Here is a 16,371-nt window from a genome sequence, read left to right as displayed (position 1 = left end):
TTCTGTGACTCACATCGACGACGACGACGCATCCGCCTCCGCCGGACACCCGGCGGAGGACGGATCCCACCACAATAAGCACGAGAAGGTGGACCGGCCCCGGATCGAGGCGGCCGTCCGTGAAATCCTCCTGGCCATTGGCGAGGACCCGGACCGAGGTGGCCTCGTAGACACCCCCAAGCGGGTGGCCAAGGCCTACGCCGAGGTGTTCGCGGGACTGCACCACGATCCCGCTGACGTCCTCTCCACCACGTTTGACCTGGACCACGAAGAACTGGTCCTGGTCAAGGACATCCCGTTCTACTCAACGTGCGAGCACCACCTGGTGCCGTTCCACGGGGTTGCCCATGTCGGCTACATTCCCTCCCACGACGGCAAAGTGACCGGGCTCAGCAAGCTGGCACGCCTCGTGGATATCTACGCCCGACGCCCCCAGGTGCAGGAGCGGCTCACCACCCAGATCGTCGAAGCAATGGTCAGCCACCTCAAGCCCCGTGGCGCGATCGTCGTTGTCGAATGCGAACACATGTGCATGTCTATGCGCGGTGTCCGCAAGCCCGGAGCAAAGACCGTCACCAGCGCGGTCCGCGGGCAGCTTCATGACCCGGCCACCCGTGCCGAAGCCATGAGCCTCATCCTCGGAAGGTAAGTAACAGACCATGGACTCACTCGCTGCAGCCCCGGGAACCGGGCCCGCAACATCTCCGCTGCCCATCCTGCGCAAACCGCGCCCGGCCGCGACATTCGCGGACCTGCCCACCGGCCGCACCCTGGTGATGGGCATTCTGAACGTTACCCCGGACTCCTTCAGCGACGGCGGAAAGCACCCGACGGCGGACACCGCCATCGCGGCGGGCCTGCGGATGTTCTACGCCGGAGCGGACATCATCGATGTCGGCGGCGAATCGACTCGTCCCGGCGCGGAGGATGTAACCCTGGCGGAAGAACAGCGCCGGGTGATCCCAGTCATCGAAGCCCTGGTCAAGGCGGGCGCCCTGGTCAGCATCGACACCACGCACGCCGCCACGGCCGCTGCTGCCCTGAAGGCCGGCGCCGCCATCATCAACGACGTTTCCGGGCTGACCATCGAGCCGGAGATGGCCGAGCTCGTAGCCGCGTCCAAGGTGCCGTATATCCTCACGCACCGCCGCGGCGACGCCCGCACCATGGACTCCCTGGCCCAGTACCAGGACGTTGCCGGCGAAGTGGTGGCTGAACTGGCCGGCGTCCGCGACAAGCTCTACGCAGCCGGGGTGGGCAAAGAGCAGATCATCGTGGACCCGGGCCTGGGCTTCGCCAAGAACGACGCCCAGAACTGGGAGCTCCTGCAACACCTGGACCAGCTGGACAGCCTGGGGCACAAGCTCCTGATTGCCGCTTCCCGTAAGCGCTTCCTGGGCACACTCCTCACGGTCGCCGGCAAGTCCGCCGTCCCGGAGGAACGCGACGATGCCACGGCCGCGATCACCGCGATCAGCGCGGCCCGAGGGGCCTGGGCCGTCCGTGTGCACGACGTCGGTCCCAGCCTTGACGCCGTCAAGGTGGCCGCGCGGATGGCCGCCGCCCCTACCACCACCTAGGCCGGGTACCCATGGACAGGATCACGCTGAGCGGTGTCACCGCCGTCGGTCATCACGGAGTCTTTGATTTCGAGCGCCGTGAGGGCCAGCCGTTTGTAGTGGACGCCGTGCTGCATCTGGACTTCGCCAAAGCCGCAGTATCCGACGACGTCCGGGACACCGCCCACTACGGCGAGGTGGCTGAGCGGATCACGGACTGGATCACGGGGGAACCGCTGAACCTGATCGAGGCACTGGCCGTCCGGATCGCGGATGGCTTGCTCGCCGAATTCACCATCCAGGCCGTGGATATCACCGTCCACAAGCCCAAGGCGCCCATCGAGGTGCCCTTCGGCGATGTCGCCGTCAGCGTGCACCGGGAGAGACCATGAGCGTCGGGTACACCAAAGCCGTCCTGGCCCTCGGCAGCAACCTGGGCGAGCGGAACGACACCCTGTCCGAGGCCGTTGCCGACCTGGTGGACCCGCCGGAGGTTCGCCTGCAGGCCGTTTCCCCGGTGGTGCAGACCAAAGCCGTGGGCGGACCGGCCGGCCAGCCCGACTTCCTGAACATGATCATCACCGTGGAGACCACGCTGTCCCCAGCCGAGCTGCTGAAGCACTGCCAGGCCGTGGAAAACAAGCACCTCCGGGTTCGTGAAGTGCGCTGGGGGCCGCGGACGCTCGACGTCGACATCATCACCTACGGCGGCCTCATCAGTGACGATCCGGTCCTGACCTTGCCACACCCGCGTGCCGCCGGACGCGCATTTGTGCTGTATCCGTGGTCGCTCATCGAGCCGGCGGCCACCCTGGGCGGGGAACGCATCAGCGAGCTGGCTGCCCGAGCCCCCGACTTTGGCGATCTCGCCCCGTTCGACGGTTTCGGCGATTACGACGGCGTCCCCACAGCCGGGGCGGTCGAGTAACCAGTGAAGCCCATCAACCCTGTCCGCCTGCTGCTGATCGGCCTGGTCCTGACCGTGGCCGGCTGGTCGGCCACCGTAGTGACCACGCGCTACAGCATGGCTACGCCGGTTCTTCCGGCCACCGCGCTGGCCACCATGGGCGTGATTGTCGCCATCACACTGGTGCTTGGCATCCGCGTGCTCCGGTGGCGCAACAGCACCAAACGCAAGAAGGCCCTGGACCCGATCCTTGCCGCCCGGACCCTCGTTCTTGCCCAGGCGTGCGCCTACGCGGGCACCGTCCTGCTGGGCTGGCACGCGGGGATCTTCCTGGACCAGTTGCGGATCTGGAACCTGCGCAGCGACCAAGGCATCACCTGGGTGGCAGTAGCGATCGCTGCCGGTGGCCTGGTGATGATCGTCGTCGGCCTGCTGGTGGAGCAGTTCTGCAAGATCCCACCCGAAGACACCGAGGCTACCCCCGGCGACGGGAAACCCGGCCGCGGGGTACGTGGCGAAGCCGCCGGGGAAGGCGAATATGCGTACAGAAGCGATTGATCCACCCGGCATTTCATGGCACCGGGTGTCCCCGAAATACGTCACCGTGCGGCTGGTGCAGTGGGCCATCGAAAACCTGATCACGGTGGTCGTGCTGACCCTGCCCCTCGTCTTTGTCCTGCTTGGCTGGTGGCGGTGGCCGCCCCTGTGGCTGGCCATCACCGTCCCGGCCGTGACCCTGGTCCTGGCCGTCTGGCGCCTTCTGCTGATCCCACGGCAGGTGCGCGCTATCGGCTACGCCGAGCGCGACGATGACCTCCTGGTCCGTGGCGGTATTTTCTTCCAACGGACCATGACGGTTCCCTACGGCCGGATGCAGTACGTGGACATCGGCGTGGGCCCGGTGGAACGCGGGCTGGGACTCTGCACGCTCAAACTTCACACCGCCTCACCCGGAACCAACGCCAGCATCCCCGGCCTGCCCGCGGCGGAAGGTGCACGCCTGCGCGAGCAGCTCGCCGCCCGCGGTGAAGCGAGGCTGGCAGGGCTGTGACGGCAAACGTTCCGGAGGCCGGTGCACCGAGTGCGGTTCCGGTAGCGCCCGACGGCGAGTGGCTGCGTGTGCACCCGGCCTCCCCCTTTGTGCGCGGCTGGGTGGCGCTGGCGGCCATCGGATTCTTCTTCGGGCGGGACTTTTTCGAGCGGTTACTGCAGGGCCGTCCGGTCTTCGAGCAGGACTTCGCCGGCAGGGCACCCTGGCTGGTGGCCGGCGGCGGCATCGTCCTGGTGGTCACCGTGCTGGGTTTCATCCTGACCTGGTATTTCACCAAGTACCAGATCTCGGAAGGGTACGTCCGGGTAAACTCCGGTTTCCTCTTCCGCCAGCAGCGGCAGGCCCGGCTGGACCGGGTCCAGGCCATCGACATCGTGCAGCCCCTGCTGGCCAGGATCTTCGGCCTTGCCGAACTCAAGTTTGAGGTCGCCGATGCCGGCGAATCGGCAGTCAAACTGGCCTACCTCCGGATGGACGTCGCCCGCCAGCTCCGGGCCACCATCCTGGCACGGGCCGCAGGTATGGTCCCGGACCCGGCCCGGCCACAGGAGGCCGCGCCCGAGGCACCTGAACATCCGGTCCTGTCCGTGCCGCCGTCGCGCCTTATCGGTTCGCTGCTGCTCAGCGAGCAGAGCTTCTTTGTGGTGGTGGGCGGCATTGCCTCCGTGATCCTGTCCGCCGTGACGGAGAACCGCGGCTTCTTCTTCTACCTGATCCCGGCCGTGCTGGGCCTTGCAGCCAGCTACTGGGGGTCCTTCAACAAGGGCTACAACTTCACCGCCGCCATTTCGCCGGACGGGATCCGGCTGCGCTACGGGCTGCTGGACACGCAGGCGCAGACCCTGCCCCCGGGCAGGGTCCAGGCGCTGAAAGTAGCCCAGTCCCCGCTGTGGCGGATCTTCGGCTGGTACCGGATCCAGGTCAACGTGGCCGGGTACGGCGCAGCCGGGAGCAACGGCGAGACGGCGTCCCGGACCACGCTGCTGCCCGTGGGCAAGCTGCCCGAAGTGATGTCCATGCTTGCCCTCGTGTTGCCGGATCCTGGGACGCCGGAGCCCGGACGCATCTTCGCTGCCGGGCTCTCGGGGTTGGATTCCGACGGCGGATTTGTCACCACGCCGCTCCGTGCCAGGTTCCTGGCGCCGCTGGGCTGGCGCCGCAACGGCTTCGCCACCACTGACTCCGCCCTGCTGATCCGATCGGGCCGGTGGTGGCGGGAACTGGTGGTGGTCCCGCACCAGCGCACCCAGTCCATGGCACTGCACCAGGGCCCCCTTGCACGGCGGTTCCGTGTGGCGGACCTTGTCCTGCACACCACGGCGGGGCCGGTTTCGCCGCGGCTCACCCAGGCCGGACTTGACGAGGCCAGGTCCCTTTTTGATGCCCAGTCCGCCAGGGCCCGGCTCGCCCGCAAGCGGCAGATCAGCGAACAATGGCTGGCAACGGTGGTTCCCGCACCGGTGGTCGCGCCCGTCGTAACCCCTGTGGTTGTGCCGACCCAAACCCCCCTGCCGCAACAAAGTCCCCAACAGGAAGGCCCGCAACGTGGCTAAGCCCGGACGCCTTGGCGTCGGAATCATCGGTGCCGGGAAAGTGGGTGCCGTCCTTGGTGCGGCGTTGCGCTCGGCCGAGCACGCCGTCGTCGGGGTTTCCGCGGTGTCTGAGGCCAGCCGTGAACGGGCGGAGACGCTGCTGCCCGGCGTGCCCATCCTGGAGATCCAGGAGATTGTGGAACGGTCTGAACTGGTGCTCCTGGCCGTGCCCGACGACGCCTTGGCCGGACTGGTGGACGGACTCGCCAAACTCGGGGCGTGGCAGCCCGGCCAGATCGTGGCGCACACCTCAGGCCGGTTCGGCGTGGGGGTGCTTCGCCCGGTGCGCGCCGCCGGAGCCATCCCCCTTGCGCTGCACCCCGCCATGACGTTCACGGGCATGAGCCTGGACCTGACACGACTGCTGGATTGCACCTTTGGCGTGACCGCTGATGCAGCGATGCTGCCCATTGCCCAGGCGCTGGTAGTGGAGATGGGTGCCGAACCCGTGGCCATCGCCGAAGGGGACCGGACGCTTTATCACACGGCCCTCGCCCATGGCTCGAACCATATGGTCACCCTGGTGGCGCAGGCTTCCCAGCTGCTCCGGGACGTTGGCGTGGACGCGCCGGAGCGGATGCTGGGGCCCTTGCTGCGGGCCACGCTGGAGAACGCGCTCGCCTCCGGGGAATCGGCGTTGACCGGGCCGGTGGCCCGAGGTGACGTCGGGACAGTGGCGGCCCATGCTGAGGCGCTGCGGGAGTACGACGCCGGCGCGCACGGCGATGTTCTGGAGGCTTACCTCGCCATGGCCCGCGCCACGGCAAGGCGGGCAAGCAGCCGGGGGCTGCTCAAAGCGGATCAAGTGGCGGCCATCCGCGCGGCCCTGGAAGAGGAGAACTGACATGGCCACGCAACTGGTGACAACTGCCGCAGCGCTCCGCGAAGCGAGTGCCCGGCTGCTCGCCCAGAAGTCGGGCAGATCCCAGGGCCTCGTGCCCACCATGGGCGCGCTGCACGAAGGGCACGCCCGCCTGGCGCGGACCGCCGTCGAACAGGACGACGTAGTGGTGGCGTCCATTTTTGTGAACCCACTGCAGTTCGGCGATGCGGTGGATTTGGACCGGTACCCGCGGACCCTTGACGCCGACTGTGCCCTGCTGGAAGAACAGGGCGTGGACCTCGTGTTTGCGCCGCCGGTGGAAGAGGTCTATCCCGGCGGCGAGCCGCTGGTGCGTGTGACCGCCGGCTCCCTGGGGGAGAAATGGGAAGGCGCCTCACGGCCGGGACATTTCGACGGCGCCCTCACAGTGGTTGCCAAACTGCTGCACTACGGCATCCCGGGCTCAGGGCTTCCGCCTGCCGGTGCTTTTGCTTCCGGCGGCGGGGGACTGCCGGTCTACCGGGCTTACTTCGGGCAAAAGGATGCGCAGCAGCTGGCCCTCGTGCGACGGATGGTGGCGGACCTGAACTTCCCGGTCGACATTGTTGCCGTTCCTACGGTCCGGTCTGAGGACGGGCTGGCCCTCTCAAGCCGCAACCGGTTCCTATCAGACGAGGAGCGGGAAGCCGCCCTGGTGTTGTCACGGGCGCTGCGGCTCCTGGCGGAGCGGGCGGACGCCCACCAGCCGCTTGATCTGGAATCCGCCCAGGCCTTGGTGGAATCCCAGCCATTGGTCGAACTGGATTATTTCGACGTAGTGCATCCCGGCACCCTTGAGCCTTTGGCCGAAAACTGCCGGAAAGTCCCGTTCCGTGGCGAGGGCCTGGCTATCATCGCGGCCAAGGTGGGGCCGGTCCGGCTGATCGATAACGTGCCGCTGAGCAGCTGACATGTTGCGTCCGGCTCCGGGCGCGTAGGGCCTCGGACCACTGTCCGTCTGTCCGCGTATGGGCTATGCTGAAATTGTTGCCCCAGACCCTGGCATCGCCCTATTCGGCGTACTCCAGGAGGACCAATTTCACTCAGGGCACCCCACACTTCCTCTGCAATTAGCCGCGGCCTTTTTTGTGTTGCCCGGCTTCTGTCTGTCCAGCGCAGCCGCATGCACGGCCAGCGGGACGCCCACTTGCATTCCCCATTCCCGTGGCTGACCGGCCAAGCTCAAATCAGGAGCGAATCCAATGATCCGCACAATAGATGACGGGCTGTCGTATCTCGTCAAAGTGAATGACGCGTCCGTCCTGGACGAATATTTGAATTCGGCCGTTGACCTGGCCCGCCAGTATGCCTCCAGCACTGCCCTGTGCGGGATTCTGGTAACCCGCCACGCGCACGACACCTATACCGTATCGGTCAGCGAGGCCGTACCTTTCGGAGAGACCCATGAGCGCCACGATCCCTAAGGTGGAGGCCGTGTTGTCCTATGATCTTTTTGCCGACAGAATCACACCGATCGGATGGCAGGCGTACGAAATCATTACGTCCATCCTGGAGGACCCGTCGCCGGATCTGAACCAGGTCAAATGGCACCTTCGCAGGTGTGTGACCGCATACCCGGGCGCGCCGGAACGGGCGCTGCAGGCCCATCTGATGGCCACCTCAGAACTGGTAAATGCCTACAGCCAGGAAGGGCCGGCCTGAGGCCCTGTCATTGACGATCGTAGGGTCGCGGCAATATGTATCCTTGAGGTGACAACTCCGCCGTTCCGGTTCAGTCTGCAGCCGAACCTTTACCGCGGGATGATTCAGGGATCAGAGGCTCACCATGGACATTGCACCCGATATGGTTGCCGATGACCAGAACGTGTGTACTCCATATCTGGAGATGCTGCCCATAACGGGTGCCGCGGTGTCGATCTTCGGCGGAGCCGCCGCGGAGACCCTGTTCTCCGCCAGCGACGAACTCGCCGCCCGCCTGGACGAACTGCAGTTCAATCTCGGCGAAGGCCCGCGGTGGCGGGCCCACAAGACCCGCTTGCCCGTGCTGGTCCCCGACGCACAATCCACCGCCGACCACGAATGGCCCATGTTCCGGCAGGCGATCGCCGGGACGGACGCAGCCGCGCTGTTCGTTTTTCCACTCACAGTGGGCGCGATGGACCTCGGTGTCGTCGAGCTGTATCACGCCGTTAGTGGAAACCTGACCCGGTCGGACCAGTCGAAGGCGGCCGTACTTGCCGGGGAGACATCGTGGTATCTCCTGCGCAAGATTCTGAGCCTCAGCTCACCGGATACGGACCCAGCCCTGGAACCGGCGCTTACGTCGCGCCGCGAGATTCACCAGGCCACCGGGATGGTCCTGGCGCAGTCTGGTGCTACGGCAGCGGAATCCTTGCTTTTGTTGCGTGCCTACGCTTTTGCAAATGACGTCACGTTGGGGGAGACAGCCGCCGCTGTGCTCGAAAGAAAGCTCAGCTTCGACACCGACAAGGGTGGGGCCCGCGGCGCTGCCCTGCAGTAAAATAGGGCCATGGTAACCAGTACCCGCGCCGAGCGCGCCAGTGCGGCGTTCGTCAAGCTCACTGACACCCTGGTGGCCGATTACGACGTCGTGGATCTACTGCACACACTCGTGGAGGAGTCAGTGGGCCTTCTTGACGTCGCGGCCGCTGGTCTGCTGCTTGCCGATCCCAGCGGACAACTGCAGGTTGTCGCCTCCACCAGCGAGCAGAGCCAACTGGTCGAGGTGCTCCAGCTGCAAGCCGGAGCCGGTCCATGCGTGGAGTGCTATCTGACCGGGGCGGCAGTTGCCGTGGACGACATCGCCGGGCTTACCAAGTGGCTGGGCTTTCGCCAAGCCGCGCTGTCGCAGGGCTTCGGCTCCGTTCATGCAGTGCCCATGCGCATTCACGGCAGGATTATCGGAGCCATGGGTCTGTTCGGCGCACGTGGGGGTTCTCTGACCGCCGAGGATGCCGCGATCGGCCAGGCCCTTGCCGACGTCGCCACCATCAGCCTGATGCAGGAACGCACCATCCGGGAAGCGGCACTGGTCAACGAGCAGTTGCAGCTGGCACTGAATACCCGCGTGCTGATTGAGCAGGCGAAAGGCGTTATTGCCCATACGGCCGGGGTGGACATGGATGCAGCGTTCAACCTGCTGCGGAGCCATGCACGCGCCAATAGCCAGAGCCTGCATACGACCGCCGGACAGATTGTGGACCGCAGCCTCACCTTGCAAAGCCGTCCGCTCTAAGCCTTTCTACGGCGGTTGCCTCATGCTGAATCGCGGGCGGGCGCACATTGCGGCGCAGGAGCGTGTTGCTCTACTGCGTTGATCCACCCTGCGGGTCGCGGTTGATCATCAGCTGCTGCAGAAGTGCGCGCTCGGGTTTCCCAGGATTCCGGGCGACGCAACGGCGCAACCTGGCCCGGGCAAGTTCCTCGCCGGGGGCTGTTCCGCGGAGCACTTCATCGATGATTTCCTGCGCCTGCCACCGCAGGGATTCCCGGGCGAAGTAACGGATCTCGGCGGACGCAGCCGTACTTTCTATCCACGGGTCAGTGTCGTCACACGGGATAAAATCGAACGTTCGCTCTGCTGACATCGGGGCCTCCTTGCACCAAGCCGACGAGGTCTTTTAAGGGTACCGTCGGCGTCATAGCACTGCGTTGGGAAAAACATTACAGCGAGTAAGACCGGTCTGTCTGCACCTGGAGTAAACTATTCCTACGATGATTTTTGATGCAGACCACGCTGCAGAGCCCCCCCTGTCTCCTGCGGATTTACCCGCCGAGGCGGCAGTTGTTCCTGCCGATTCCCGGGGCCGGATCCTGGCTGTGGCGTATGAACTGTTTTCCCGCCGTGGGGTGCGGGACGTAGGTGTTAACGAACTGATCGAACGTTCCGGCGTCGCCAAGGCAACGTTTTACCGGCACTTCCCGTCCAAGGACGCACTCGTCCTGGCGTTCCTGGAGCAGCGGGACCAAATATGGACAGTTGATGCCATCGTCGGCCAGGCCAAACTGCGCGGCACAACCCCCGCCGAACAACTGCTTGCTATCTTCGACGTCTTCGGCGACTGGTTTCTCCGCGAAGACTTCGAAGCCTGCTCCTTCATCAACATCCTGCTGGAAATGGGCCCGGCCCACCCGCTGGGCCAGGCCAGCATCGACTACCTGGCCAGGATCAGGGGCCACGTGCAGGCCCTCGCGGAGCAGGCCGGGTTGGACCGCCCGGAGGAGTTCGCCCGGTCCTGGCACATCCTCATGAAGGGGTCCATCGTCTCAGCCACCGAAGGCGACACCCAGGCGGCGAAGCGGGCCCAGCAGATGGCCGGCTGGCTGATCGAGCACCACCGCAGCTGACACCGGCCCTCCCGCGCGAATGGCCCCTTAAACCCCGCCCACGAATGCGCCGTTCCCTCGATACCGAGCGCCTGATTGCAAGGAATCCGCCGAAGCCCGGTTAATCCGGCCGGCCCCGAGGCGGCATACTGGATCAAGGTCCGGGCCGAACTAAAAACCTGTGTCCCCGGAATTAGTACGGACGGTACAGTGTTGGAATCTGCAGCGACGATGCTCGCGAGCCACTTCATTCTTAGTCCCTGAGGGAACACCCATGTCCACAGAAGTCTCTTCGAACGCCTCCGGGCAGCCCGGGCCGGTAGCGGCGCCGAAGTCCGCCGCGGCGGAGAAGATGTCCCGCGAATCGGTGACCATCATCGCCACCCTGCTCGTGGCGACCTTTGTGGTGATCCTGAACGAGACCATCATGAATGTGGCCCTGCAGCGGCTGATGGTTGACCTGCGTGTGGACGCGCCCACCGTGCAATGGCTCTCCACCGGCTTTATGCTCACCATGGCGGTGGTCATCCCCACCACCGGGTTCATCCTCCAAAGCCTGCCCACGAGGGCCGTCTTTATGCTGGCCATGGGTCTGTTTGCCGGCGGCACCGCCCTGGCGTCGGTGGCTCCCGGTTTTGAGGTCCTGCTCCTGGCCCGCATCGTCCAGGCCAGCGGCACCGCCATCATGCTTCCGTTGCTGATGACCACCATCCTCACCCTTGTCCCGCTGGCCAAGCGCGGCGCCGTCATGGGCAACGTCAGTATCGCCATCTCCGTAGCGCCGGCCATGGGCCCCACTGTCTCCGGGCTGATCCTGGAGCATTTCACCTGGCGCTTTATGTTCGTTTTTGTCCTCCCGGTCGCCCTGGCCGCGCTGGCCATCGGCGCCAAGTACCTGACGAACGTGGGTGAAACCGAGAAGACCAAGCTCGATTTCCCCTCCGTGCTCCTGACGGTTCCTGCCTTCGGTGGCTTGGTGTACGGCCTGAGCCAGATCGGCGGCGGCCAAAGCGGTCCGGGCACCATGGCCATCGCCGCGCTGGTCATCGGCGTCGCCAGCCTGACGGTCTTTGTGCTCCGCCAGCTCCGGCTGCAAAAGTCCGAAGCCCCGCTGCTGGATCTCCGCGCCTTCAACTTCAGGATGTTCACGGTCTCCGTGCTGCTGATGGTGGTGGCCATGATGGCGCTCTTCGGCGGCGTGATCCTGCTGCCCCTTTATCTGCAGGAAATCCGCGGCCTGGGCTCGCTGGAGACGGGTCTCGCGCTGCTTCCGGGTGGCCTGGCGATGGGCCTGCTGGGCCCGTTTATCGGCCGGCTGTTCGACAAAGTGGGCCCGCTGCCGCTCACCCTTACCGGTTCCGTGCTGATGGCGCTGGCGCTGTGGCAGTTTTCAATGCTCGACGCCGGCACTCCGGTCTGGTGGATCATCACCCTCCATGTGGGGCTCAGTTTCGGCCTGGCGCTGCTGTTCACGCCGGCATTTACCACCGGCCTGAACCCGCTGCCGCCGCATCTTTACTCTCACGGCTCGGCGATCATGAGCACCGCCCAGCAGGTAGCCGGTGCCGCCGGAACGGCGCTGCTGGTGTCCATTTTTGCCGTGGTCTCGGCCGCGTCGGGGCTCGTTGCCGGCATGAGTGCAGCGTTCCTGACGGCAACCGTGATAGCCCTCGCCGCCGTCGTACTCTCTGCGATGATGCGCAAAACCGAAGGTGCCGCCCCGGGGCACGGCGCCCACTAGCCCACTTTTAACCCAACGCGGGGTCACTTAGCGCCCATCCGGCCCACGGGAATGGGCGCTAAGTGACCCCGCGTTGGTTGGATGGGGTCAGCCGGAGAAGAAGTCGCTCAGCTCGGTGATGAGCTTGTCCGGTGCACGGAGCACGCCGTCGTGGCCGGCTCCTGGCAGGATGGTGTAGCTGGAGCCGGACAGGACATCATGGATCTGGCCGCAGGCAACACCGAAGTACGCAGGGCTCTTCTCGCCCACGATAATCAGTGTTTCCAGGGGCAGCTCCAGGAACGGCTCGGCCGGCATGTCCGCTGCGATGATGGCCTTGATTTCCCGGACGCCGGTGCGCATCAGTTCACGCTGCTGCTTGCCTTCGGAAGTGCCCGCGGTGAGTTTGTTGGCCAAGGTCAGCATGGACAGCGGCATGCGGGATGAAAACGCCCCGCCCGCCTCAAGCCCGCGCTGCAGTACGGCTAAGGCGCGGTCGTCGTCCCCGGCGGCCGTGGCGCGTTCGTATTCGGCAGTCCAGTCGGCTTTCACGCTGTGGTTCACGGACACGGCGGGGTCATACACAGCCAGCCGCTCCACCGGAAGGGTCCGGGCCGCGTGCAGGGCCACAGCGCCGCCGAAGCTGTGCCCAAAAACGTCCGTGCTGGACGTGTGTTTCATTACGGCATCCAGGTCCCGGATGTCCCCGTCCAGCGTGTAATCCTCGGCCTGCGGCGAGGATGATCCGCGGCCGCGGCGGTTGAACGTGTGCACGGGGCGGCCCAACGCGGTGCTGAGTTTCTGGGCGAACTTTGTGTAGTCGGCCGCGGTCACCATGGAGGCCGGGACCACAACCACGCCGGAACCGGCGGAGGCCAGTTCAGCACCCGTGGAGAAGAGCTCCAGCGTGCCGCCGTCGGGGGTCTTGATGTTCTCGCTCGTCATGATCCGAGCCTAGCCGAGCAACCTGCGGAAAGCCTCAGCCCTTGAAGTAATCCGCGATGTCAGCGACAAGTTCCTTAACTGCGGCCGGAATGGAGCCATGGAAGCCGTTGGGTGAGACCTCGAACGTGCTCCCCGGGACGGCCGCGTGAAGGCGCTGGGCGGTGACCTTGTAGTAGCTCGGGCTCTTGCCGCCCACCATAAAGTGAGTGTTGGCGGGCAGGACGGCGAAGTTCCTTGCATGCTCGGCTTCGCCGTACGCGGCCCGCAGTTCGCCCACGCCGGTTGGCATCAGCTCCCGGAGCAGCTTGTTAACTTTGGTGCGCGACACCACAGCCATAAGCCCCGCAAGGACAGGCTCGGGGATCTTCGACAGCGCGGTGCCAGGCTGCATGCCCTTTTTCATTCGGGCCATGGCATGCCCCACTCGGCCGGCGTTCACCGCGGCCTCGAACTCGTCCAGCCAGGACATGTCGATGCTGCCGTCGATATTGACTGCGGCGTCGTAGACCGCCAGCTTGTCCGGTTCGTATGAGGTGCCTGCGAACTCCTGGACGGCGTTCAGCGCCACCGATCCGCCCAGACTGTGGCCCAGGACGTTGCGGGCACCCGTCGCATCCATGACCGTGCGGACATCGGCAATTTCCGTGGCCATGGAGTAATCCGCCGGCTGCTCGGTGGAGTTGCCCCGCCCACGCCGGTCGTAGACGTCCACTGCCCACCCGTCGCCCAGCCCGTCGGCCAAAGCCATCGAGAAGGGCCGGTAGATCAGGGCCGTGAGGAAGGCTCCGCCGATGACCACCACACGGCGTTCTCCCGGCGCATCCTCGGTTCCGTAGCTGTACAAAGCCAGCCTGCCGCCGTCGTGCGTGGGGACGTCCTGTGCTTTCACGCTCCCCATCCTAGGCGCGCGGTAAGGCTCCCCGCCGGGCAAGGCAACCTATCGGCGCCTCCCCAGAGTTCGGGCCTGGCCGTCGCTGCCGTTGATGAACCGGGCAATCCGCACGGCCAGGCCCTTGCCGGGCCGGATGGGTCCCTCGTGCAGCTGGCCGGGGACCACCTGGAAGGTGATCGATGGCACGGCGGCCGCCAGTTGGCGGCCGGTCTCGGCAAAATACGCCGGACTCCAGCCGCCGCTGAGCATCAGGACGGGGGCGGTGAGGGTGGTGAAATTCTCCAGTTCGGCGTCGGCGTCCAGTACCGCCCGCATTTCGGTGACGGCCGTGGGCAGCAGCTGGCGCATTTCCGCGCCCATGTTGGTTTTGGCGGAGAGAATGCTCAACATCCGCAGCGCGCCGAGCGGCAGGTAGGACAGCGGGCCCGCCGTGGCCAGGCCCTGGACCAGGTGCGCCCAGGCATGGTTAAGCTGGCCTGCGGTGACGGCGTCCTCAAGCTCCGGCCGCCAGCGGTGGCTCAGGTTTCCGGACAGCGACACCGCAGCGTCATAGGTCACCAGCCGGCCCACGGGCAGGGTCCGGGCCGCCTGCAGCGCCACGAAACCGCCATAGCTATGGGCCACCACGTCCGTGGAACCCGTCTCGCGCATGACCGCCGCAAGGTCACTGATCTCCGTCTTCACCGAATAGTCTTCCGGCTGCGGGGCGGACCCCGCCCTGCCGCGGCGGTTGTAGCAGTGCACCGGCCGGCCCAGCAGGACGCTGAGCTTCCGGGCAAAAGGCCGGTAGAGGGCGTCCGTGACCAAAGTGCCGTGGATGAGTACGACGCCGGGAGGTCCCGCCGTCGTCGACGGGTCCAGTCCTGCGGGGGTACGGAAGGAATGGACGTCGAGGCGCCCGCCGTCCTCCGCTTCAACTTTCCACGTCTCCACAGCCCGAGTCTATGCCCGGGCGGCTGCCGGGAACCGGTGGCGGGAATGCCCGGTAAACTTAGGGATTGTGACTTCCCAAAACACCCCCACCCCAAAAAATGTCCCAGAGCCGCTCGACGCCAGCGAGCAGATGCGCATCCGCATGGACAAGCGCGCGAAGCTGATCGAGCGCGGCACCGAGGCATATCCGGTCGGTGTGGAACGCACGCATTCCCTCACGGAGATCCGCGAAAAGTACTCGCACCTTGAGGCTGACGACACCACGGGCGATGTTGTAGGCGTCACCGGCCGCGTGGTTTTTGTGCGAAATACCGGCAAGCTTTGCTTCGCCACGCTCCAGGAAGGCGGCGTTGACGGCAAGGGCACCCGGCTCCAGGCGATGCTCAGCCTGGCCAACGTGGGCGAGGAAGCGCTCGCGGACTGGAAGGCGCTCGCGGACCTCGGAGACCACGTGTTCATCAAGGGCGAAGTGATTTCCTCCCGCCGCGGCGAGTTGTCCGTGATGGCCGAGTCCTGGTCCATGGCCTCCAAAGCACTCCGTCCGTTGCCGGTGCTGCACGCGGAACTGAACGAGGAAACCCGCGTCCGCCAGCGCTACGTGGACCTGATGGTGCGCGACGAAGCCCGGGAAATGGTCTACACCCGCGCAGCGATTACCCGTTCCATCCGCGAGAGCCTGCACCGCCACAGCTACGTCGAGGTGGAAACCCCCATCCTGCAGCTGGTCCACGGCGGCGCCCTGGCCCGCCCGTTCGAGACGCACATGAACGCGTTCGACCAGAAAATGACCCTCCGCATTGCCACCGAGCTTTACCTCAAGCGCGCCGTAGTGGGCGGGATCGACCGCGTCTACGACATGGGCCGCGTCTTCCGCAACGAGGGCGTGGACTCCACCCACAGCCCCGAATTCACCACCCTTGAGTGCTACGAGGCCTGGGCTGACCAGTTCGTCATGGCCGAGCGCATCAAGGAGATCATCCTCGACGCCGCTGACGCCGTGGGTGTGGGCCGCACCCTCCAGACCGAAGCCGGGGAGATCAACCTCGACGGCGACTGGGCCTGGGTTTCGGTCTACCCCGGACTGTCCGACGCCGTTGGCCAGGAAGTCACGCCGGACACGTCGCTTGAGGTGCTCCGCGAAATCGCCCAAAAGCACGAGGTCAAGGTGGACCCGAAGTGGGACGCCGAGAAACTGGCCGTGGAGCTGTTCGGCGAAATTGTGGAACCCACGCTCCTGAACCCCACGTTTGTGTACGACTACCCGCCGTCTGCCCAGCCTCTGGCCCGCCCGCACCGGGAGGACAGCCGGCTGATCGAAGCCTGGGACCTCATCATCGGCGGGATGGAACGCGGCACCGCCTTCTCCGAGCTGATCGACCCCGTCATCCAGCGTGAGCGGCTGACTGAACAGTCGCGGCACGCTGCCGCGGGCGATGTCGAGGCCATGCAGCTGGACGAGGACTTCCTGCGGGCCCTGGAATACGGCGCACCGCCCATGGGCGGCATCGGCCTGGGTATTGACCGGCTGGTGATGTTGTTCACCGGCGCCGGTATCCGCGAAACCATCCTTTTCCCGCTTCTGAAGCCCGAAGGCCACTGACC

The 16,371-nt window shown here is 65.8% G+C and carries 20 protein-coding genes; 16 read left to right on the top strand and 4 right to left on the bottom strand.

Features of this window, described 5'->3' with window-relative positions; translation table 11 throughout:
• The first annotated feature begins 4 nt into the window (after positions 1-4).
• The 13 genes from folE to QK290_RS06180 all read left to right on the top strand — a co-directional run bounded on the left by folE (position 5) and on the right by QK290_RS06180 (position 9,188).
• Positions 5-649, top strand: coding sequence for a GTP cyclohydrolase I FolE (gene folE, locus QK290_RS06240; RefSeq protein ID WP_282329810.1), 645 nt, complete (start codon positions 5-7; stop codon positions 647-649).
• Positions 650-659: 10 nt separating this feature from the next.
• The gene (folP, locus tag QK290_RS06235; RefSeq protein WP_282329809.1) at positions 660-1,580 is read left to right on the top strand and encodes a dihydropteroate synthase; all 921 of its coding nucleotides are present in this window, start codon (positions 660-662) and stop codon (positions 1,578-1,580) included.
• Positions 1,581-1,591: 11 nt separating this feature from the next.
• Complete coding sequence (folB, locus tag QK290_RS06230) at positions 1,592-1,951, top strand: dihydroneopterin aldolase (RefSeq protein WP_185262250.1); 360 nt, start codon at positions 1,592-1,594, stop codon at positions 1,949-1,951.
• Positions 1,948-2,487 carry a 2-amino-4-hydroxy-6-hydroxymethyldihydropteridine diphosphokinase gene (folK, locus tag QK290_RS06225; protein ID WP_282329808.1) on the top strand — a complete coding sequence of 180 codons (540 nt, stop codon included), beginning with the start codon at positions 1,948-1,950 and terminating at the stop codon, positions 2,485-2,487. Before folB ends, folK begins: the two co-directional genes overlap by 4 nt.
• A gap of 3 nt (positions 2,488-2,490) precedes the next feature.
• Positions 2,491-3,024 carry a DUF3180 domain-containing protein gene (locus QK290_RS06220; protein WP_282329807.1) on the top strand — a complete coding sequence of 178 codons (534 nt, stop codon included), beginning with the start codon at positions 2,491-2,493 and terminating at the stop codon, positions 3,022-3,024.
• Positions 3,005-3,517 (top strand): PH domain-containing protein, encoded by a 513-nt coding sequence (locus QK290_RS06215; protein ID WP_282329806.1) that lies wholly within the window; start codon positions 3,005-3,007, stop codon positions 3,515-3,517. Before QK290_RS06220 ends, QK290_RS06215 begins: the two co-directional genes overlap by 20 nt.
• Positions 3,514-5,070, top strand: coding sequence for a PH domain-containing protein (locus tag QK290_RS06210; RefSeq protein WP_282329805.1), 1,557 nt, complete (start codon positions 3,514-3,516; stop codon positions 5,068-5,070). Before QK290_RS06215 ends, QK290_RS06210 begins: the two co-directional genes overlap by 4 nt.
• On the top strand, positions 5,063-5,953 hold the full coding sequence (locus tag QK290_RS06205; protein ID WP_282329804.1) for a DUF2520 domain-containing protein: 891 nt from the start codon (positions 5,063-5,065) through the stop codon (positions 5,951-5,953). The genes QK290_RS06210 and QK290_RS06205 overlap by 8 nt, the downstream gene beginning before the upstream one ends.
• 1 nt (position 5,954) lies before the next feature.
• Positions 5,955-6,881, top strand: a complete 927-nt coding sequence (locus tag QK290_RS06200) for a pantoate--beta-alanine ligase (RefSeq protein WP_282329803.1) — start codon at positions 5,955-5,957, stop codon at positions 6,879-6,881.
• A gap of 292 nt (positions 6,882-7,173) precedes the next feature.
• On the top strand, positions 7,174-7,395 hold the full coding sequence (locus QK290_RS06195) for a hypothetical protein (protein WP_282329802.1): 222 nt from the start codon (positions 7,174-7,176) through the stop codon (positions 7,393-7,395).
• On the top strand, positions 7,376-7,633 hold the full coding sequence (locus tag QK290_RS06190; protein WP_282329801.1) for a hypothetical protein: 258 nt from the start codon (positions 7,376-7,378) through the stop codon (positions 7,631-7,633). Before QK290_RS06195 ends, QK290_RS06190 begins: the two co-directional genes overlap by 20 nt.
• A gap of 124 nt (positions 7,634-7,757) precedes the next feature.
• On the top strand, positions 7,758-8,453 hold the full coding sequence (locus QK290_RS06185) for a GAF and ANTAR domain-containing protein (protein ID WP_282329800.1): 696 nt from the start codon (positions 7,758-7,760) through the stop codon (positions 8,451-8,453).
• A 9-nt stretch (positions 8,454-8,462) separates the two neighbouring features.
• Positions 8,463-9,188: a GAF and ANTAR domain-containing protein gene (locus QK290_RS06180; protein WP_282329799.1), complete on the top strand. Its 726-nt coding sequence runs from the start codon at positions 8,463-8,465 to the stop codon at positions 9,186-9,188.
• A 70-nt stretch (positions 9,189-9,258) separates the two neighbouring features.
• Here the strand turns inward: QK290_RS06180 and QK290_RS06175 are convergent, their stop codons facing one another.
• Positions 9,259-9,540 carry a hypothetical protein gene (locus QK290_RS06175; RefSeq protein ID WP_282329798.1) on the bottom strand — a complete coding sequence of 94 codons (282 nt, stop codon included), beginning with the start codon at positions 9,538-9,540 and terminating at the stop codon, positions 9,259-9,261.
• Positions 9,541-9,667: 127 nt separating this feature from the next.
• On the opposite strand from QK290_RS06175, the gene QK290_RS06170 reads away from it, so the two are divergent.
• Positions 9,668-10,300 carry a TetR/AcrR family transcriptional regulator gene (locus QK290_RS06170; protein WP_282329797.1) on the top strand — a complete coding sequence of 211 codons (633 nt, stop codon included), beginning with the start codon at positions 9,668-9,670 and terminating at the stop codon, positions 10,298-10,300.
• 253 nt (positions 10,301-10,553) lie between these two features.
• On the top strand, positions 10,554-12,020 hold the full coding sequence (locus tag QK290_RS06165) for a DHA2 family efflux MFS transporter permease subunit (RefSeq protein WP_282329796.1): 1,467 nt from the start codon (positions 10,554-10,556) through the stop codon (positions 12,018-12,020).
• Positions 12,021-12,107: 87 nt separating this feature from the next.
• Here QK290_RS06165 and QK290_RS06160 read toward each other — a convergent pair whose 3' ends face one another.
• Genes QK290_RS06160 through QK290_RS06150 form a run of 3 tightly spaced genes read right to left on the bottom strand, consistent with a single transcriptional unit; the run spans position 12,108 to position 14,769 of the window.
• A complete protein-coding gene (locus QK290_RS06160; RefSeq protein WP_282329795.1) occupies positions 12,108-12,944 on the bottom strand; it encodes an alpha/beta hydrolase in 837 nt (278 codons plus the stop codon).
• A gap of 34 nt (positions 12,945-12,978) precedes the next feature.
• Positions 12,979-13,833 carry an alpha/beta hydrolase gene (locus QK290_RS06155; protein WP_282329794.1) on the bottom strand — a complete coding sequence of 285 codons (855 nt, stop codon included), beginning with the start codon at positions 13,831-13,833 and terminating at the stop codon, positions 12,979-12,981.
• A 48-nt stretch (positions 13,834-13,881) separates the two neighbouring features.
• Complete coding sequence (locus tag QK290_RS06150; RefSeq protein WP_282329793.1) at positions 13,882-14,769, bottom strand: alpha/beta hydrolase; 888 nt, start codon at positions 14,767-14,769, stop codon at positions 13,882-13,884.
• Positions 14,770-14,899: 130 nt separating this feature from the next.
• On the opposite strand from QK290_RS06150, the gene lysS reads away from it, so the two are divergent.
• Complete coding sequence (lysS, locus tag QK290_RS06145; protein WP_282329872.1) at positions 14,900-16,369, top strand: lysine--tRNA ligase; 1,470 nt, start codon at positions 14,900-14,902, stop codon at positions 16,367-16,369.
• The last annotated feature ends 2 nt before the right edge of the window (positions 16,370-16,371 follow it).

Origin of the sequence: Pseudarthrobacter sp. AL07 (assembly GCF_029960665.1) — a bacterium.
In the GTDB taxonomy this organism is placed as follows: Bacteria; Actinomycetota; Actinomycetes; order Actinomycetales; family Micrococcaceae; genus Arthrobacter.
Note: the sequence above shows the minus strand (reverse complement) of the source record. Positions and strands in the feature narration are given on the sequence as shown.